Genomic DNA, 17,925 nt, shown 5'->3' with positions numbered 1-17,925 from the left:
GAGTCCCTCCTCTTTACTCTTAGTACGTTTAGGAGTACAAATGGTTTCATATATACATAAAAAAATGCATAAAGAGCACAATGCTCTTTATGCATGGAGTCTTTTTAATAAGTATTGTCTGGGTGTGCCGAAATAAATAACCTGATTAAATTCATCAAATACCGATTCGAAATAAATATAAATAGGCGCATCAAGAAGCCACGGATAGTACGTATAAAACCCCTGATCGCCATTTACGATGGCTGTCAATGCCAATGGCAGCTCCTTCTTGAAAATCATGAATCGGACCTTAGACAGCTTCTCGTCAAACTCTCCGCCGCTCACATACACCTTTCCGCAAAGTGTATATTGCCCTTGCTCCCGGCGCCATTCCCCAAGCACTTCATCTCTCATTTGTGCATTAATCTTCATTAAATCATACTGAGAGCCAATACTCACGTATAATTCCCCGGTCAAATCAGAGTGAGTTAATGTATACTTCCTGTTGTCAATCGGATTAAAGATTGATGCTGGGGGCAAATAGGTAACAGATAACTTATCAGGATTGAAATCACTCATATATAAGCCTCCTTCAGAATTGGGCTTATAGTAGTGTATGTCAATCGCCTACCTTCTGTGCTTATCCCCAGAATCTTCCTGCCACTCTATCTTAATCAAATTCCACTCGTCATTTTCGTAATACCAATAGGAAGCTGCAGTGCCAATTCCATCAGCTTTATATGCTCCGCTGATCTGCTGGTATCCTTTTAACCCTTTACCCGTTTTCCCTTCTATCTTTACAGGTTCGTAAAATGCAATCGGCAGGACCGTTAGTTCCATCGGTTCGTTTAATTCTCCGTCGGAATAGATTCCAAGGCGTTCGTAATCTTCTTTCCGGTCGCTTACATCCACTGTATAGGACTGATTAGAGTCTGTGAATGTAATAGTGGCTTGATAATTGTCTTGAAATTGAGCCTGGATGGTAAGTCCTTCAGGCAATCCCAAATCAAGTAATTTGTTATCAGCGAGCGTATGCAAAGCCATGTCGTACAGACCTCCGCTTCCCCCCGTTGCAGCAGAATAAAACATATCCTTTATCCCGTCATGATTCAGGTCAACAAACTTTATCTGAGGTTCATAGCCACCATCATAATCTATCCGTATTTCACTTCCATTTGAGGTTGTAATTTCTGCCCATACCTCTTTTAAGAATAATGCATCAGGAGAGAACGGGATGGCGTTCAATTGAATATTATCTTTTTTTCCGTCTCCCGTAACATCCACTTCATATGTGTTTACCGTCAACTGATTGATTTCAGACTGTTCCGCACTTTTTTCTGTGAAAGTTCCTGCAATCGCATGTAATGACATAATGAAAAATGCACCAAAAGCAAACAATAACTCTTTACGCATAGTGATCTCTCCTCGGTAAGATAATTCTCTATTATCATGACCAAATAAGGAAAAAGTATGTAAAAAGACCAACTCTTAATAATGAGTTGGTCTTTTGCTATGTTTATTTAATGTGAGTCACTGTTTACATGCCGCAAGTTTTTATAGATTCTCCGATTTCGTACCCGGTTTCTCGTCCCAGCATTCAATTCCTTTCAACCCTTCAATCGAATTAGAGTAGAATATGGGATCATTACCTTGTTTCTTTTGTGCACGATAATCCTTCAAGGCTGCAAGAGAAATCTTGGTCAATAGAGTGATGGCTATCAAGTTGATGATGGCCATGAGGCCCATGAATAAGTCTGCCATTCCCCAAACCACATCAAGCTTCACTACTGCACCGAAAATCACCATGCCAATTACGGCAATTCGGTAGATGAACAGAGCGACCGGACTGTATTTGATAAACTCTATGTTTGTTTCACCATAATAGTAATTGCCGATTACAGAACTGAAGGCAAATAAAAAGATTGCAATAGCTACAAATGAATCAGCCCAAGCACCGACATGGAAACTCAGCGCGGCTTGTGTTAACTGAATACCGTCGATACCGGTAGTATATTGATCAGATAGGATGATCATAAAGGCAGTCGCTGTACAAATGATTAATGTATCAGTGAATACGCCAAGAGTCTGGATCAATCCTTGTTTAACAGGGTGTGTGACACCGGCTGTTGCAGCTGCATTCGGTGCACTACCCATACCGGCTTCATTAGAAAACAGTCCTCTTTTGATCCCCATCATGATAGCTGCTCCTACTCCGCCGCTCACAACTTCCCTGAATCCAAATGCACTTTCAAAGATAATAACGAACATATCAGGCAGCATCGTAATGTTCGTTATTAGAATATAGAGTGCAAGAATAATATAGAGGACGGCCATTACTGGAACGAGAATCTGAGTAACGTGAGCGATCCGTTTGATTCCTCCAAAAATGACAACTGCCGTCATAACCGCTAAAATGATTCCTGTGGTTAAGCGGTCAAAGGAATAAGCACCTTCCATAGCAAGAGAGATGGTGTTGGATTGTACGGAATTGAATACTAACCCAAAACAAAATGTAATAATGACAGCAAAAAGAATTCCCATCCATCGGGCATTCAGTCCTTTTTCCATATAATACGCAGGACCGCCGCGGAATCCATCTTTCCCATCTTTGACTTTATAAATCTGAGCCAGTGTACTTTCAATAAAGCTGGTGGCCCCTCCCAGTAATGCAATCAGCCACATCCAGAATACCGCTCCGGGTCCTCCCCCGGCAATGGCTGTAGCAACACCTGCAAGATTACCTGTACCTACACGGGATGCTGTACTGATGGTGAATGCCTGAAAAGAAGAAATCCCTCTTTTTCCTTTTGCAGATATTGTCGTTTTATCTGTCAATAAACGTCCCATTTCAGCAATATAGCGAAATTGGACGAACTTGGTACGCAGCGAGAAATAAAGCCCGAGTCCTACAAGACCTGCAATAAGTATATAAGACCACATATACTCATTTAACGTACCGAGTACGGTATTGAATAATTCCATACATGAATCCCCTCCTGGTTGTAATAAAATGTAAAATATATGACCTATGTATGTTTACCCCGGACGACACCTTTTTAATCTATCAAATTAACGGTTTCCAATCAAATACAAATTACATAATGATAAAATAAACCTTATGGTTGTTCGGTGACTGTTGAAATAGAAAAAAACCGACTAAGCACCCTTTAGTCGGTTTTTAAGTTATTATTCATTTTCGGTTGGTTTTAACCAAGTTTCTATAACAGGACCGCTTTCAGCTTCATCTATAATGAATGATCCGTTGGAATATCGATCATTGGCTCGAAGATCCGTTATTTTTATAAGTTCATTTTTGCCTTTTTTTGATAGCAGTTCAACCGTATCTGAATCATTCACAACTTCAATGCGAACGACTCGATGTGGATTTGATTTCAACTCACGGAGCATGATGACCCCTCGTTTTGCCCGAGTGGTTTTTTCAAACTCTGAAATCTTCATCTTTTTAACTGCACCTCGATGAGTGACCAGGAATATATACTGTTTTAGCGGATCGGTTATCACTTTACCCGAAACGACATAGTCATCTTCCTTCAAATTGATTCCTTTTACTCCCGCTGCCCTAGGGCCGACAATACTTACATCTTCTTCTGCAAACCACAATCCATAGCTAAGGTTGGTAGCCAGGAACAGATCTTGTTTCCCATCGGTCAGATGTACGTCAACTAATGAATCATCACCCTTAAGGTTGATGGCGACAAGTGGACGTGAATATCGCTGTGCTTTATATTGAGAGAGCTCAGACTTTTTGGTCATACCGTTTCTGGTTATGAAAAGAAGATATTGCTCTTCGTTGAATTCTTTAATAGGTATCGCTTTTAACACTTGTTCATCGCGGTCGATCGGTACGATGTTACCTACATGCTGGCCAAGATCTTTCCAGCGGATGTCCGGCAGCTCATGCACCGGGCAGTAGATGTAGTTCCCTTTATTGGTGAAGACCAGGAGAACATCCGTCGTATTCATCTCATACTGAGCAAGCAGCCTGTCCGTCTCTTTCATAGCGAGATCCTGCCCATTCGATGCTGCATATGAACGCAGGCTTGTGCGTTTAATGTACCCGTCACGAGTGACTGACACCATGACGTCCTCACTTGCAATCAACACTTCCAAATTGATTTTGATCTCTTCAATTTTTTCTTCAATTTGAGTGCGTCTTGCATCTGCAAATTGCTTTTTGATTGTTTTTAATTCTTTCTTGATGACATTGAATAACTTGTTTTCACTTTCCAGTATCCCCGTTAATTCCGCTATCAATTTCTGAAGCTCTTCCGCTTCAATCCTTAATGCAGTAATGTCGGTATTGGTCAAACGATATAACTGAAGGCTAACGATCGCTTCTGATTGTGCTTCAGTAAACTGGAATTGATCGATCAAGTTTAATTTGGCATCTTTTTTATCTTTTGAAGCGCGGATGGAAGCGATCACTTCGTCGAGGATGGAAAGTGCCTTCATTAACCCTTCGACAATATGTTGACGATCGCTGGCTTTCTTCAAATCATGCTTTGTACGATTTGTTACCACTTCTTTTTGATGCTTTATATACGCGTCCAATAACTCTCTTAGCCCCATAAGTTTAGGACGGCGGTTATGGATTGCTACCATATTGAAGTTATAGGAAATCTGGAGATCGGTATTTTTATAAAGGTAATTCAACACGCCGTTCGCATCTGCATCCTTCTTCAGTTCGATGACGATCCGCAACCCTTCGCGGTCGGTCTCATCCCGAACTTCTGCGATCCCTTCAACTTTTCGGTCCAGCCTGAATTCATCCATCTTCTTTACAAGGTTCGCTTTGTTCACTTCATAAGGAATTTCCGTGATGATAATCTGCTGTTTGCTTCCCCGTATATTTTCGACTTCGGCTTTTCCGCGGACAACGACTTTTCCTTTCCCGGTTTCATAAGCTTTTTTAATACCGTCTACCCCTTGGATAATTCCTCCGGTAGGGAAGTCAGGCCCTTTCATGACAGTCATTAAATCATCGACTGAACTCTCGGGCTTTTCAATGCGCATGATCGTTGCATCAATCACTTCACCCAAATGGTGTGGCGGGATGTCAGTTGCATATCCTGCTGAGATACCCGTCGATCCATTAACCAACAGGTTTGGAAATCGAGAAGGAAGTACGGTTGGCTCACTTGAAGTATCATCAAAGTTAGGGATGAACTCTACCGTATTCTTATCGATATCACGTAGTAATTCCATAGAAATTGCCGAAAGCCTGGCTTCTGTATAACGCATTGCAGCAGGCGGGTCGCCATCGATGCTTCCGTTATTCCCGTGCATTTCAACAAGGTAGTTACGTACTTTCCACGTTTGACTCATCCGCACCATTGCATCATAAACAGAGGTGTCACCATGAGGGTGATAGTTACCGATTACATTACCGACCGTTTTAGCGGATTTCCGGAAACCTTTTTCCTGTGTGTTACCATCCACATACATCGCATAGAGTATCCTGCGCTGCACGGGCTTTAATCCATCCCGTGCATCCGGTAATGCACGTTCTTGGATAATGTATTTACTATATCGTCCAAAGCGGTCGCCAAGCACCTCTTCAAGAGGCAAATCTTGATATCTCTCTACAGTTGTCATGTATTACCCCTCCTCCGCGACCGTGATGTTTTCGTTTTCTAAAATGCTGCCGTCTTCTTCCAAACCAAATGCTACATTGCTTTCGATCCATTTACGACGAGGTTCGACTTTATCGCCCATCAAGGTCGTGACTCGACGTTCAGCACGTGCAGCATCATCGATTCTTACTCTGATCAGGGCCCTTGTTTCCGGATCCATCGTCGTTTCCCATAATTGATCGGCATTCATTTCCCCGAGACCTTTATAGCGTTGAATCATATAGCCTTTTCCAATTTTTTTCATGGCGCCATGAAGTTCTTCATCCGTCCAGGCATATTCTATCTTTTCTTTCTTCCCTGTCCCCTTGCTCACTTTGTAAAGAGGAGGAAGCGCTATATACACTTTTCCCGCTTCAACGAGTGGCTTCATATAGCGGTAGAAAAAGGTAAGCAGCAGGACCTGGATATGTGCTCCGTCCGTATCGGCATCTGTCATGATCACGATTTTGTCGTAATTGATGTCTTCTACGTTGAATTCAGGACCGACTCCGCCACCAATCGCATGAATGATGGTATTGATTTCTTCATTTTTGAAGATATCCTGTAACTTCGCCTTTTCGGTGTTGATGACTTTTCCACGAAGCGGCAGGATCGCCTGGAACTTACGGTCACGTCCCTGCTTGGCAGAACCTCCTGCAGAGTCACCTTCCACCAGATACAGTTCATTCCGCTGAGGATTTCTCGATTGAGCAGGGGTCAATTTGCCTGAAAGTACAGTTTCAGAACGTTTTCGCTTCTTGCCGTTTCGTGCATCTTCGCGGGCTTTTCGTGCAGCTTCCCGTGCTTGAGCCGCTTTGATCGATTTTTTGATCAGCAGTGAGCTTGTATCAGGATTCTCTTCCAGAAAATACAGCAAGTGCTCAGAAACGACGGAATCCACTGCTGAACGGGCTTCACTTGTACCGAGCTTTCCTTTTGTCTGTCCTTCAAACTGAAGAAGTTCTTCCGGGATACGGACAGATACAATGGCTGCAAGGCCTTCGCGGATATCCGTCCCTTCAAGATTCTTATCACGATCTTTAAGGATTCCCGCTTTACGGGCATACTCATTGAATACCCTTGTCATTGCAGTTTTGGCTCCTGCTTCATGTGTACCGCCATCTTTTGTACGGACGTTATTCACGAAAGACAGAATGTTTTCAGAGAATCCGTCATTGAATTGGAATGAGAACTCTACTTCGATACTGTTATTGGTTCCTTCAAAAAACGCAACGTTATGGAGGCTGTCCTTCTCTTCATTTAAGTATTCTACGAAGGCTTGTATGCCGCTTTCATAAAGAAATACTTCTTTTTGATCGTGGCGTTCATCTATGATTTCTATTTTCAAGCCTTTCAGTAGGAAGGCTGATTCTCTTAATCGTTCACATAATGTGTCGTAATTGTAAGTAATTGAACTGAATATTTCAGGATCAGGTTTAAAATGAATACGTGTCCCGGTTTTTTTGGTTTTCCCGATCTTTTCGAGAGTTGTTTCCGGCTTTCCGCCTTTTACAAAGCGTTGTTCATACTTGATACCGTCTCTTTCAATTGTAACAACGAGCCATTCTGAGAGGGCGTTAACGACTGAAGCACCTACCCCGTGGAGGCCGCCGCTTGTCTTGTATCCGCCCTGGCCGAATTTCCCGCCTGCATGAAGGACGGTCATTATGATTTCGGGAGTGGGTTTCCCCATTTTATGCATGCCTGTTGGCATCCCTCGTCCCCTGTCCTGAACGGAAATGCTGTTATCATTATGTATGGTGACATTGATTTCATTACCGAAGCCTGCTAGTGCTTCATCTACTGCATTATCTACAATTTCATATACTAAATGATGCAGCCCTCTGGAGTCAGTAGAGCCAATGTACATCCCAGGTCTCTTACGAACGGCTTCCAAGCCCTCTAAAACCTGAATTGCATCATCATTATAAGCCATGGACTGTGTCTTGTTGGCCACGAACATTCCCCTTTCAAACTTCTCTGCCCGTATCTGCTAGATCTTAACGGGTAATATATGTTCTCTATTTACTATAACACAAGAACATTTGTTCGTTTACCTATTTTACGCATTTCAAAGGTAAACCACTATGCTATATTGTAGCGTTTTATTTCATTTTCGCAAATTAATTTTCTAATTAATGCCTGGTTTCAGAGGATTTATCACAGGTTTTCAAGCTTGAATCATCCCCTATGAAAGCGATTAACCAATTTTCCGAAAAAAAACAAGCGGTAGACGCCGCTTGCACCTAGTGAGAACTATTTGGTTAAAGCATGTTCAACCTTTATACAACGATCCATAATCACTGTATATCCTCGTTCTTTGAGAAAAGAGTAAGCTTCTTCATTCATCACACCCAGCTGAGCCCAGAAAACCTTAGCATCTATTTTATCAAATTCTTTAGCGATGCCGGGAAGAAACTCCGAACGCCTGAAAACATTGACAATATCAACAGTTCCTTCGATTTCCTCCAAAGAAGATACCGCTTTTACCCCTAATGCGGAATCGATGGTAGGGTTAACCGGGATGATTTCGTAACCTTGGTCCTGCATCGCCTTAGACACGGAATGGGATGTGCGATGTGGATTATCACTTAATCCAACGACTGCAATCCGCTTCGAGTCTTTCAATATTTGTCCTATTTCTTCACGTGTTGGATTTTCTATCATAAGAATACACCGTCCTTCTGAATATCAGTTGCATGCGTTCTAAAGTCCTATTCTATTTTATAGCATATTTTCCTGTATTTTTCAAAATTTTATGAATATGTTCTTCGAAAGATAAAGTGAATCCATCTTGAAGGATTCACTTTATCTTTGGTTATTCCTTGATTAGTCCTTTTGAAATGAGGAACTCCCGTGCTACATCTTTTGGTTCTTTTTTATCAATATCCACTTTGGCGTTCAATTCACTCATTTCCTTTTCAGATATCTGACCCGCTAATTCATTTAACGTGTCTTCTACCTCTGGATGCTCTTTCAGTACTTCCTGACGGATGATCGGTGCCGCATCATAAGGCGGGAAGAATCCTTTATCATCTTCTGTTGACTTTAGATTATATCGTTCAATTCTGCCATCGGTTGTAAACGCCGGGATGATATCAACGTCACCGTTTTTCACTGCTTCATACATGATATTCGGGTCATAACTTTCCTTCTTTTTAAATTCAAAGCCGTATTCTTCTGAAAAAGCATCATAGCCGTCGCCTTCACGCTCGTAGAACTGGTGAGGGGCCCCGAAGCTCAGGTCCTTTGAAAGGGGCACCAGGTCAGAGAATGTTTTAGCATCAAAATCCTGATCCTCTGTATAAGCAAGGGTGTACGTATTTTCGAATCCCAGAGGTTTCAGCCATGTCACATTGAATTTTTCTTCATAGCCCTTTCGGACCTGTTCAAGTATCTCGTCCCCGGAAGCTCCTTCTGCTGCTTGTTCTTTAAGTACAGCTTCCAAACCGGTACCGGTATATTCCACGTACACATCGATATCACCTTTTTCAAGAGCAGGTGTCAGGATCGACACCTCACCTAAGCCTTCTTCAACCTTGACATCGAGGTCTGTCTTTTCCTTAAGCAATTCAGCCATGATATGAGTCAGGATAAATTGTTCTGTCCACATTTTCCCTGATACTGTGATTGTGTCTTTCCCCCCGTTATTGCCGCAGCCTGCAATGAGGATCGAGGCAGCTAAAAGGATAATGAAGGGTGTCAGTTTCTTTTTCATAGATATGCTCCTTTTTTGAAAATTTACTTACGGGCTTTTAACCCTTTTGGGGTTGTGGCCTTTTCCAAAAGTCTTAACAGAAAATCAAAGAATAATGCCAAGAGTGCAGCGGGGACGGCCCCGGCAAGCACAAGGGAATTATTCCATGTAGATAGCCCCCTGTAAATCAGGTCCCCTAATCCTCCAGCGCCGACGAACGTCGCAAGCGTGGCAACACCGACCGTCAAGACTGTGGCGGTGCGGATCCCGGCCATGATAAAGGGCAGTGCAAGAGGCAGTTCTATTTTAAATAAGAGCTGTGAATTGGTCATTCCCATTCCTTTTCCCGCTTCAATGACTCCTTCATCTACTCCTGCTATTCCGGTAAACGTGTTTCTGAGAATCGGCAGCAATGCATACACAGTAAGTGCAATGATCGCCGTTGTACTTCCGGTTCCGAGGAGAGGAATCAGAAAGCCGAATAAGGCCAAACTCGGTATCGTTTGAAAGACAGCGGTGATCCCGATATAGAATTCTGCGATCTGCTTTTTTCTGGATATGTAGATTCCAAGCGGCAATGAAATGACAATCGCAATAAATATCGAGATAAAAGATAGATAAAGATGCTCAACCAGTCCGGTCATGATATCATCCGAGCGGGTTGTAAGCGTATTGATAAATGATAGCGAAAGGGCTTGGATCATTGTGATTGAGCCTCCCTTCTGCTTTCTGATGCCACAGCTTTCAATATATCACTTCTTGATACACTGCCTACCTGACTGCCGCCTTTCATGACGACCAGTTTATCGGGCTGTTTAGAAACAAACATACCCGCGGCTTCTGATAGGGTGGCATCGTGGGGAATTGTTTCATATTCAGCTGCTTCAAATTCCGGGAAGATTGAGGCATCATCCATGATATCTGCCACCAAGAACTCTTTTTTACTTACATTTAATCGGTGCTCCCCGATAAAGGAGCGGACAAATTCATTGGCCGGTGAAGAAATCAATTCCCGAGGAGTGGAGATTTGTTCGATTTTCCCGTCCCGCATGACGGCAATTACATCTGCAATTTTCAGGGCCTCATCAATATCATGCGTGACAAAGACGATGGTTTTATGTATCGAATTTTGGATGTGCTTTAGTTCATCCTGCAGTTGCTCCCTGCTGATGGGGTCCAGTGCACTGAAAGGCTCATCCATCAAAATAATAGGAGGTTCTGCAGCCAATGCGCGAATGACACCTACCCTTTGCTGCTGTCCTCCGCTTAATTCAAGTGGGTATTTTTTACGGTAAATACCAGGTTCAAGTCCCACCAGGTTCATCAATTCTTCTACTCTGCTTTCGTATTTTTCTTTCTTCCATCCTTTTAATCTCGGAGTCAGACTAATATTCTCCTCTATCGTCATATGAGGGAGGAGTCCGATACGTTGGATCACATATCCAATACTCCTTCTCAGTTCCACTTCATCTTCTTCCGAAATATCCCTGCCGTTGATTGTAATCGTGCCGCTGGTCAGTCCGATCAACTTGTTGATCATTTTCATTGTGGTCGTCTTTCCGCACCCGCTTGGACCGATCAATGCGACAAGTTTACCTTCAGGAATCTTCAAGTCGATTCCTTTAATCGCTTCTGTTCCATCTTCATACACTTTTCTGACATTCTTGAATTCAATCATTTAACCACCTGCCTGAAATCTAATCTAAACATACTAAGAATACCCCCAATCTCAAATAGGTAAACATATTGACAATCATTGATGAAAAATCTTCCACTTATTTAATGCTAAACGAAAAAAAGCAAGTAAACAAATAGTTTACTCGCTTTCCATCGATTTATCCTTTTTCAGCTTGATAGATTGCTCTACCAGTATTCCCGTCACGGTCCCAAGAATCAAGCCATTATTGAGTATGGAAGCTGCTACCACAGGAACATCTTTAAAAGCCTCAGGTGGTACGAACATAGCCCCGACACCAATTATCAGAGAGATACCGGCGACAAAATGAGTACGTTCCAGATTTGTCTCTTTCTGATATTCTCCCAGGGCAAGGCCGACCATCTTGATGAAGATAACTGTGGTGACCGCGTATCCGACCGGTGCGGGTAAACTGGCAAATACATTCATTACTTTGGGTACGAGGCTGATGACGATGATAATGGCACATCCTACTATGAATGGAAGAAGGCGATACATTCTCGTCGCTGTCACAAAACCGGCTGCACCTGATATAGGAACGGAGCCGATGGCAGAAAATACTCCACCTAAAAGCTGGTTGATACCTGAAGCAAACCCGCTCTTTGAATACCGTTCATACACGGGATGGCCCTGAGATTTCATTACTTCTTCCATGACTCTGATCGATGCGATCATATTTGTCGTTAGCAGAAAGGTTATGAAGACGGATGTAATGACGACCCCGGTATCAAATACCGGTGTTCCGAATACGAAAATTTCAGGTAAAGCAAACCATGTACTTGATACATTTACTTGGCCGCCTAATCCCATCACGGCAAATATGAGCCACCCTGCAAGTAGAGCGAGGATGATGGAATACTGTTGCATCCACTTGATTTTATGACTGGAGAGATACAGTGCCACAAGTATGGTCAACACACTTCCAATGAGGACGAAAGGCTGCATCGCCCCTCCTTCACCGCTGATCCCGAACATACCTTTAACAAAAGAACCGCTCAATTGCAGAATCAACAGCATCAGATAAATAAATGTAATGGTTGGAGTAAATAAGGAAGTTAGCTTTCTTAATAGACCCGTTGCAGCCAAAATGAAAAAAATGATTCCACTGACGATCATCCCGCCTTGTAAAACAGTCAATACTGATTTATGACTGCTGTATAGAGTCCCTGAAAATCCCGCATAGATGGCGAATACACCCCACCAAAGACCAGCAGGTCCTTCATTGATTGGCAGTTTATGTCCAAACAGAGCTTGAATGAGACCCGCTGCTCCTAATACGAAGATGGTCCGCTGTATGAATCCTGCGGTCTCTATAGGAGACAGCTGAAATAAATCAGCGATCGCAATGGGAGCTGCAATTGATCCAGCGACCATGAAGGCCACCCATTGAAGCGCCGACAAAAACAAATGCATAACATGTCACCTTCAATTCCAAAAGTATAAAGTGTATTCATTTTATCATATAAAGGGGATGAGCTTGTGTCTTCAACAAACATTAAATAATATTATCTAGTTTTATGAACAGGTACTAAAAAATTCCTGATTCACTCCCGTTTTCACCCAAAACGTGTTAAAATAGAGAACGCACTACATAATTAAAGGAGCAGTGATTATGATTTATGCCCTTATTCTTGTTATAGCTTATCTACTGGGCTCCATTCCCTCAGGGTTAATCATCGGGAAAAAGTTTTACGGAATTGATATCCGCGAGCATGGAAGCGGAAATCTTGGCGGTACGAACACGTTTAGAACACTAGGTGTGAAAGCAGGTCTGATCGTAACCATTATGGATATTCTAAAAGGTACGACTGCAGCTTTATTGCCGTTGATTTTCAGTGTTGAACCAAAGATGTTCATGCTTATGGCCGGTATATTTGCAGTTATTGGTCATATGTACCCCCTTTTCGCCAATTTCAGAGGTGGAAAAGCGGTTGCAACTTCCGGCGGAGTACTTTTGGGATACGATCCTTTACTATTTGTAATACTACTTGCAGTATTCTTTCTCGGTTTATATGTGTCTAAGTACGTATCGTTATCATCCATGATTGCAGCCATCATTGCTTTTACCTACACTTTATTCACCGGGGATATTCCATTGATGATTGTAGTTGGTGTACTCGCTTTGTTCGTCATATACAGACACCGTGCAAACATTGTTCGTATTAAAAACAGGACTGAACCTAAAATTAAGTGGCTTTAAAAGACATTTAACGGCTTAAAACTAGTCATTTCACGCTGTAGCGGCATGAAATGCACGGTTTTAGGCCGTTTTTTCACATGGTGATTTTATTGGATGGAGGCTGGCTGACACTTGTGACTACTTCAATTTAGTCAAGCACGGTTAACCCCTTTGGATATCGACTATAATAGAAGGAAAACGCATCGTATTTAATCGGTTTTTCTTGAATTGCATCTCCCGCTTTTCATTTTTTTCCTGTAAAATAGTATGGGAATAGATGAAGTGAGGACGAAGGAGTTTGAACATGAATAGAAAGTTATACATTACAAGTTTGATGGTTGTGATACCATTACTGCTCGTTATAGGATATTTGGTTACGGACCAGTATAAAAGCTGGAATGCTGATAAGCAGCCGGGCAAGAAGACTTCTCTTCTTCATGCAACGAGAGGAGTCCAGGCAGAAGGTAAAACAATGAAGTCTACTGCAAGCATTGCAGCGATCGGGGACATCCTCCTTCATGACAAGGTTTATGAAGATGCACAACTAGGTTCTCAATTTGATTTTTCGCCGATGTTTGCACCGGTAAAAGAGATACTGTCACAACCCGACTTTCTGATTGCAAATCAGGAATCCACACCAGGGGGCAGTGAAATTGGTTTATCAAGCTATCCCCTTTTCAATAGTCCGAAAGAAATTGTAAAGTCCCTTCAGGAAACCGGTGTTGATGCAGTCACTACAGCAAATAACCATTCACTCGATCAGGGTGAAGAAGGACTTCTGAGTGCAATCGACTACTATGAAAAGATTTCAATGCCGTATGTCGGAGCTTTTAAAAATCCAGAAGATCAGGAAAACATCCGTACATTCAATGTAAATGGCATCAAGTTCGCCCTTCTTTCTTATACGTATGGGACCAATGGGATTCCTGTACCTGAAGGAAAGGATTACTTGGTGAATCTTCTCGATGAACAGAAAATAATTGCAGAGATCAAGAAAGCCAGAACAATGGATATTGATATGGTGGTCATGAGCCTTCATTGGGGAAATGAGTATCAGCGTTTTCCAACGGATGAACAGCAAAGACTCGCGAAAGTCCTTACTGACAACGGTGCTGATATCATTTTTGGTCATCACCCTCACGTCCTGCAGCCGATTCAGACGTTAAAAACAAGTGACGGGCGTGACGCGGTCGTCATTTATTCGCTGGGGAATTTCCTTTCGGGCCAAAAAGATGATTTTAAAGACATCGGCGGCATGGCTAAAGTTCAAGTTGAAAAGATGCGAAGTCCGGCTGGGGCTGTGATTACCTATCCTTCAATTGAGTTCTACCCCACCTTTGTAGCTGAGAACAATTATAAGAACTATCGTATCTACCCGCTTGATTTTGCACAAAAAAATGGATTTATCTCATATACTGAGGATGAGATGGTTTCTCATATGATGAAGGGTGTTCCGCAATAGTTTTTACAACTGTTCTGTTAAAGCGAAATGTTTAATCCAAATCAAAAAGCTGACGTCTGCTGAAAGACGCCAGCTTTTTTCAATTGTCAGTTTAATGACCGCCAAACAGTACGTCATTAAAAAATATTCCCCCAAGGGCAAGAACGGCTAGAGCTAAATTAACCAATAAAAAGGTATTTTTCCTGCTTCTATAATAGAGAATCACCATCCCATAATAAATGACAGCACCGGCGATGATAAATGCTGCTGCTTCCATCTTGTAGCTTGCTTTATCGAGCTGAAGGAACGTCAATATACCCAGTCCTCCAAAAATAAAGGCTCCAATATAATATAGAAAGGTTTGTGTTTTCATTGTGATTCAACTCCTGTGCGAATTAGTAGATGTTCTGCGTCCTTTATGTTTATAATATAAAAACGGCCCCCAGCTTGTCCAAGCCGGATGGTCCCAGAATGAATGTAGGGAAAGGAGTCAGCCTGTAGCGATGAAAATACATATTTCTAAAGACGCCCTAAATTGGTTTAAAAACGAAATGCTGGTTGATGAAGGAGAGTATGTTCGTTTTTATGTGCGATATGGAGGTTCCAGTGCTCTGCATGACAGTTTTTCTTTAGGTGTAAATAAGGAAGAACCAATAGATGCCGGTAAGATTCTCGAACTTGATAACCGTATATTTTTTGTGGAAGAAAGAGACCTTTGGTACTTTGACGGACACGATTTATATGTGGAATTTGATCAAGAACTTGAAGAGCCCCTTTATGAATATAAAAAGTAAGTGAGTGGTTAAGCCGAAATGAATCATCCGGCTTAACCTTTCTTTATTTCTCTAGAAAACGTTTAATATGATCCTGCAGCCCTTCCTCTTTCAAGATATGCAGCTGAGTCTCCCCCATAAGATCAAAATGAGGAAAGCCGTCGTTACGCTTATGAATCCATTCTTCCTTTAGGCCATATTTCTTTCCCCATAAAGTAAGTCTGTCGATATCTGCACACCCAGCTTTAGTGACGCACCGGATATTCGGAAACCGCTCATCTACCCAAAAGTGAGTAATAAAGGCCACTTCACCGCTTCCGACCCTTTCTTTCCACGCATTCAATTCTTTTCGATTCACCCCAAATGCCATGATGCTGTCCCCTTATCTTCATTCGCTCTGCAAATAATACCTGAAGCCTTCTATCTTTTAGCTTTTTCATACGCTTCATGCCAATCTGGAAACATTCTGCGGATTGAAATGGGACGGAAGCTTTCCTTTTTGACACAAACGTGTTTTGATTGCCCACTAATCGCTAGCTGATGTTCTTCGTTATAAATTTCATAACCATATGTAATCCTGATACCGTCATAGTCTTCAACCCAAGTTTTCACAAGGGCTTTTTCTCCGTATCGTACAGGAGTTTTGTAGCTGATGTTCAAATCGACGACTGGAGAAAGAATCCCATCCTTTTCTATATCAGCGTAGTTAAATCCTAAATCTTCAATTAGCTTTGTTCTGCCAAGTTCCATCCAGACGAGATAGTTTGCGTGATACACGACCCCCATCTGATCCGTCTCCGCGTACCTTACTTGTACTGTGTTTTCTGAGATATGCATTTCATTCACCTCTCTGTATATTTAATGCAATAAAGTTATAGTATCACAGAATTTACCTTCATTGTATAAATACGCTTAAAAGAGGGTTGCAAGAAAAAAGCGCGAATATGCTTATATATCAAGCATATTCGCGGCTTATATACGTGTTGTTTTCCTGTCATTTGATTAGAAATTTACCGGTTATCATTTTGACCGGCTTCATCTTTGATTTCACTTCGGAATGCTTCCAGACTCTCGCGGCGGCGTTCATTTTTAGCCTTTATAGATTGAAGCTGCTCTTCACTATCAGTGAAAGCCATGGACTCTTCTGCTTTTTCCATGTTTTCAATCGTATGTTGTACCATACCTTGAAGCTTCTCTACATTATCACTTCGATCATCCGGATTTGGTTTACTGTTCCATGCCATCCTACATTCCTCCTAAAGATGTGTTGAAGACTGCCTGCCCTGTGGTCAGTCCCTCGATTATTTTTCATCTAACGAAAGGATATTATTCACCTTTTGTCTGGATTACCTGTGCATGTTTTCCTGAGGTATCCTGCATTTGCTTCCCTTTATTGCCGCCAGCTTCTCTTGATTGTGTTCCTATATGGTTCGGATTGAAATGTTTATTGTTTCTTTTCGGATTACTCAATGTTGTTCCCCCCTTAGTACTATCATTTCCATTTTGGTGAGGAAGTTTAGGCGTAATAATTGGCAGCATGAATTTTTGGCTGGTTGGAGGAGGTTGTGGTTACTGCGGCAAGTTAGGATAGTTGCTCAAAATAAAAATAAAGCCTCGTAAATGATTACTCGGCTTTATTCAGCGGACGCTTGATTTCAAAACGTGCGTCAATTCTTTCTTCAATTGCATTCATTGCATCTTGATCATGGAGTAACTGTTTTTTGTTCTCTTTCACCAGATCTGCGAATGATTTCTTTCTAGGTCTGCGCATAAGGAAACCTCACTCTCTTTTATGACTTGTATAAATAGTATATCCAAATTTCTGATATTTTAAACAAAAGTCACAAAGGAGGCCCTTCAATTAACTATAGCGTTGAAGGCATCAAGCGTGGTGAGGGCGCCGATTTGTTTGTGGGTTATGATGCCTTGTTCACTGATTACAAACGTTGTCGGCACGGTAAGGATATCATAAGCTTTATTGATTTTATCGTCTTTGTCGAGAAGGATGGGAAAAGTTAGTCCCATGGATTCCTGATATTCCTTTACGTTATATTGAGGATCTATATTGATCGCAAGTATCTCGGTGTTCTCGCCATGCTTTTTGTAGAATTCCTCCATAACGGGCATTTCTTCTTTACATGGCGGGCACCAGGTCGCCCAGAAATTTATTATCACTTTTTTCCCTTTAAATTGTGATAATGTCACATCTTTTCCAGACAGGTCCGATAGTTTGAAATCGATTGCTTTATCCCCCACAGTCGGGCCGGGAAAATGATCAGCTGGTTCGGAACTGTTTGCCACTTCCCCTTCTTCAATATCAATTAACTGGTCGTAAGGTTGATTAGCGGAAGCTTGCTCAAATTGTTCTTTCGTAAATACATCAGGACGTGAGGTATTGTCAACATAAAGTGTATATACCAATAATGCGACAAGCATAACCCCGAAAAATGATTTCAACAGCTCGTCTCTCCCCTTCTGAATAGTTATTATTAACATCTTATGTAAGCTTGTCTCAGATTAGTCTTTT

The 17,925-nt window shown here is 41.9% G+C and carries 20 protein-coding genes; 3 read left to right on the top strand and 17 right to left on the bottom strand.

What is annotated here, in order from left to right; all coding sequences use genetic code 11:
- Nucleotides 1-87: 87 nt before the first annotated feature.
- The 10 genes from AAEO50_RS08015 to AAEO50_RS07970 all read right to left on the bottom strand — a co-directional run bounded on the left by AAEO50_RS08015 (nt 88) and on the right by AAEO50_RS07970 (nt 12,418).
- Nucleotides 88-558: a staygreen family protein gene (locus tag AAEO50_RS08015; protein ID WP_341982287.1), complete on the bottom strand. Its 471-nt coding sequence runs from the start codon at nt 556-558 to the stop codon at nt 88-90.
- 48 nt (nt 559-606) lie between these two features.
- Nucleotides 607-1,392 carry a hypothetical protein gene (locus AAEO50_RS08010; protein WP_341982285.1) on the bottom strand — a complete coding sequence of 262 codons (786 nt, stop codon included), beginning with the start codon at nt 1,390-1,392 and terminating at the stop codon, nt 607-609.
- Nucleotides 1,393-1,533: 141 nt separating this feature from the next.
- On the bottom strand, nt 1,534-2,961 hold the full coding sequence (locus tag AAEO50_RS08005) for an alanine/glycine:cation symporter family protein (RefSeq protein ID WP_341982283.1): 1,428 nt from the start codon (nt 2,959-2,961) through the stop codon (nt 1,534-1,536).
- Nucleotides 2,962-3,165: 204 nt separating this feature from the next.
- The gene (parC, locus tag AAEO50_RS08000; RefSeq protein WP_341982281.1) at nt 3,166-5,595 is read right to left on the bottom strand and encodes a DNA topoisomerase IV subunit A; all 2,430 of its coding nucleotides are present in this window, start codon (nt 5,593-5,595) and stop codon (nt 3,166-3,168) included.
- A 3-nt stretch (nt 5,596-5,598) separates the two neighbouring features.
- Nucleotides 5,599-7,569, bottom strand: coding sequence for a DNA topoisomerase IV subunit B (parE, locus tag AAEO50_RS07995; protein WP_341982279.1), 1,971 nt, complete (start codon nt 7,567-7,569; stop codon nt 5,599-5,601).
- A 299-nt stretch (nt 7,570-7,868) separates the two neighbouring features.
- On the bottom strand, nt 7,869-8,279 hold the full coding sequence (locus AAEO50_RS07990; protein ID WP_341982277.1) for a CoA-binding protein: 411 nt from the start codon (nt 8,277-8,279) through the stop codon (nt 7,869-7,871).
- A gap of 151 nt (nt 8,280-8,430) precedes the next feature.
- Entirely contained in the window at nt 8,431-9,330 is a 900-nt protein-coding gene (locus AAEO50_RS07985) for a glycine betaine ABC transporter substrate-binding protein (RefSeq protein WP_341982275.1), read from the bottom strand.
- Between the two features lie 23 nt (nt 9,331-9,353).
- Nucleotides 9,354-10,013: an ABC transporter permease gene (locus AAEO50_RS07980; RefSeq protein ID WP_341982274.1), complete on the bottom strand. Its 660-nt coding sequence runs from the start codon at nt 10,011-10,013 to the stop codon at nt 9,354-9,356.
- Nucleotides 10,010-10,987 carry an ABC transporter ATP-binding protein gene (locus AAEO50_RS07975; RefSeq protein WP_341982272.1) on the bottom strand — a complete coding sequence of 326 codons (978 nt, stop codon included), beginning with the start codon at nt 10,985-10,987 and terminating at the stop codon, nt 10,010-10,012. Before AAEO50_RS07975 ends, AAEO50_RS07980 begins: the two co-directional genes overlap by 4 nt.
- Nucleotides 10,988-11,125: 138 nt before the next feature.
- Nucleotides 11,126-12,418, bottom strand: coding sequence for a purine/pyrimidine permease (locus AAEO50_RS07970; protein ID WP_341982270.1), 1,293 nt, complete (start codon nt 12,416-12,418; stop codon nt 11,126-11,128).
- 199 nt (nt 12,419-12,617) lie between these two features.
- On the opposite strand from AAEO50_RS07970, the gene plsY reads away from it, so the two are divergent.
- Both plsY and AAEO50_RS07960 read left to right on the top strand, forming a co-directional pair.
- On the top strand, nt 12,618-13,205 hold the full coding sequence (gene plsY / locus AAEO50_RS07965) for a glycerol-3-phosphate 1-O-acyltransferase PlsY (RefSeq protein ID WP_341982269.1): 588 nt from the start codon (nt 12,618-12,620) through the stop codon (nt 13,203-13,205).
- A gap of 283 nt (nt 13,206-13,488) precedes the next feature.
- The gene (locus AAEO50_RS07960) at nt 13,489-14,646 is read left to right on the top strand and encodes a CapA family protein (protein ID WP_341982267.1); all 1,158 of its coding nucleotides are present in this window, start codon (nt 13,489-13,491) and stop codon (nt 14,644-14,646) included.
- Nucleotides 14,647-14,737: 91 nt separating this feature from the next.
- Here AAEO50_RS07960 and AAEO50_RS07955 read toward each other — a convergent pair whose 3' ends face one another.
- The gene (locus tag AAEO50_RS07955) at nt 14,738-14,998 is read right to left on the bottom strand and encodes a hypothetical protein (protein WP_341982265.1); all 261 of its coding nucleotides are present in this window, start codon (nt 14,996-14,998) and stop codon (nt 14,738-14,740) included.
- A gap of 130 nt (nt 14,999-15,128) precedes the next feature.
- Here AAEO50_RS07955 and AAEO50_RS07950 point away from each other — a divergent pair, with 130 nt between their 5' ends.
- Nucleotides 15,129-15,419, top strand: coding sequence for a HesB/YadR/YfhF family protein (locus tag AAEO50_RS07950; RefSeq protein ID WP_341982263.1), 291 nt, complete (start codon nt 15,129-15,131; stop codon nt 15,417-15,419).
- Between the two features lie 43 nt (nt 15,420-15,462).
- Here AAEO50_RS07950 and AAEO50_RS07945 read toward each other — a convergent pair whose 3' ends face one another.
- From AAEO50_RS07945 to AAEO50_RS07920, 6 genes are all read right to left on the bottom strand, one after another.
- On the bottom strand, nt 15,463-15,768 hold the full coding sequence (locus tag AAEO50_RS07945; RefSeq protein ID WP_341982261.1) for a hypothetical protein: 306 nt from the start codon (nt 15,766-15,768) through the stop codon (nt 15,463-15,465).
- Between the two features lie 50 nt (nt 15,769-15,818).
- Nucleotides 15,819-16,235 carry a thioesterase family protein gene (locus AAEO50_RS07940; RefSeq protein WP_341982259.1) on the bottom strand — a complete coding sequence of 139 codons (417 nt, stop codon included), beginning with the start codon at nt 16,233-16,235 and terminating at the stop codon, nt 15,819-15,821.
- A 173-nt stretch (nt 16,236-16,408) separates the two neighbouring features.
- Nucleotides 16,409-16,642, bottom strand: a complete 234-nt coding sequence (gene tlp / locus AAEO50_RS07935) for a small acid-soluble spore protein Tlp (RefSeq protein ID WP_341982257.1) — start codon at nt 16,640-16,642, stop codon at nt 16,409-16,411.
- 82 nt (nt 16,643-16,724) lie between these two features.
- Nucleotides 16,725-16,868 carry an acid-soluble spore protein N gene (locus AAEO50_RS07930; RefSeq protein ID WP_175989349.1) on the bottom strand — a complete coding sequence of 48 codons (144 nt, stop codon included), beginning with the start codon at nt 16,866-16,868 and terminating at the stop codon, nt 16,725-16,727.
- A 154-nt stretch (nt 16,869-17,022) separates the two neighbouring features.
- On the bottom strand, nt 17,023-17,169 hold the full coding sequence (locus AAEO50_RS07925; protein ID WP_341982253.1) for an FbpB family small basic protein: 147 nt from the start codon (nt 17,167-17,169) through the stop codon (nt 17,023-17,025).
- Between the two features lie 86 nt (nt 17,170-17,255).
- The gene (locus tag AAEO50_RS07920) at nt 17,256-17,855 is read right to left on the bottom strand and encodes a TlpA disulfide reductase family protein (RefSeq protein WP_341982251.1); all 600 of its coding nucleotides are present in this window, start codon (nt 17,853-17,855) and stop codon (nt 17,256-17,258) included.
- Nucleotides 17,856-17,925 lie beyond the last annotated feature (70 nt).

This window comes from Rossellomorea oryzaecorticis, assembly GCF_038405515.1.
In the GTDB taxonomy this organism is placed as follows: domain Bacteria; phylum Bacillota; class Bacilli; order Bacillales; family Bacillaceae_B; genus Rossellomorea; species Rossellomorea oryzaecorticis_A.
The sequence above is the reverse complement of the archived record's forward strand: the minus strand, read 5'-3'. Positions and strand labels throughout refer to the sequence as shown.

Bases quoted from the DNA above. Each gene is read 5' to 3' on its own strand.
- AAEO50_RS08015 (WP_341982287.1), bottom strand. From the start codon at position 558: ATGAGTGATTTCAATCCTGATAAGTTATCTGTTACCTATTTGCCCCCA.
- AAEO50_RS08010 (WP_341982285.1), bottom strand. From the start codon at position 1,392: ATGCGTAAAGAGTTATTGTTTGCTTTTGGTGCATTTTTCATTATGTCA.
- AAEO50_RS08005 (WP_341982283.1), bottom strand. From the start codon at position 2,961: ATGGAATTATTCAATACCGTACTCGGTACGTTAAATGAGTATATGTGG.
- parC (WP_341982281.1), bottom strand. From the start codon at position 5,595: ATGACAACTGTAGAGAGATATCAAGATTTGCCTCTTGAAGAGGTGCTT.
- AAEO50_RS07990 (WP_341982277.1), bottom strand. From the start codon at position 8,279: ATGATAGAAAATCCAACACGTGAAGAAATAGGACAAATATTGAAAGAC.
- AAEO50_RS07985 (WP_341982275.1), bottom strand. From the start codon at position 9,330: ATGAAAAAGAAACTGACACCCTTCATTATCCTTTTAGCTGCCTCGATC.
- AAEO50_RS07980 (WP_341982274.1), bottom strand. From the start codon at position 10,013: ATGATCCAAGCCCTTTCGCTATCATTTATCAATACGCTTACAACCCGC.
- AAEO50_RS07975 (WP_341982272.1), bottom strand. From the start codon at position 10,987: ATGATTGAATTCAAGAATGTCAGAAAAGTGTATGAAGATGGAACAGAA.
- AAEO50_RS07970 (WP_341982270.1), bottom strand. From the start codon at position 12,418: ATGCATTTGTTTTTGTCGGCGCTTCAATGGGTGGCCTTCATGGTCGCT.
- plsY (WP_341982269.1), top strand. From the start codon at position 12,618: ATGATTTATGCCCTTATTCTTGTTATAGCTTATCTACTGGGCTCCATT.
- AAEO50_RS07960 (WP_341982267.1), top strand. From the start codon at position 13,489: ATGAATAGAAAGTTATACATTACAAGTTTGATGGTTGTGATACCATTA.
- AAEO50_RS07955 (WP_341982265.1), bottom strand. From the start codon at position 14,998: ATGAAAACACAAACCTTTCTATATTATATTGGAGCCTTTATTTTTGGA.
- AAEO50_RS07950 (WP_341982263.1), top strand. From the start codon at position 15,129: ATGAAAATACATATTTCTAAAGACGCCCTAAATTGGTTTAAAAACGAA.
- AAEO50_RS07945 (WP_341982261.1), bottom strand. From the start codon at position 15,768: ATGGCATTTGGGGTGAATCGAAAAGAATTGAATGCGTGGAAAGAAAGG.
- AAEO50_RS07940 (WP_341982259.1), bottom strand. From the start codon at position 16,235: ATGCATATCTCAGAAAACACAGTACAAGTAAGGTACGCGGAGACGGAT.
- tlp (WP_341982257.1), bottom strand. From the start codon at position 16,642: ATGGCATGGAACAGTAAACCAAATCCGGATGATCGAAGTGATAATGTA.
- AAEO50_RS07925 (WP_341982253.1), bottom strand. From the start codon at position 17,169: ATGCGCAGACCTAGAAAGAAATCATTCGCAGATCTGGTGAAAGAGAAC.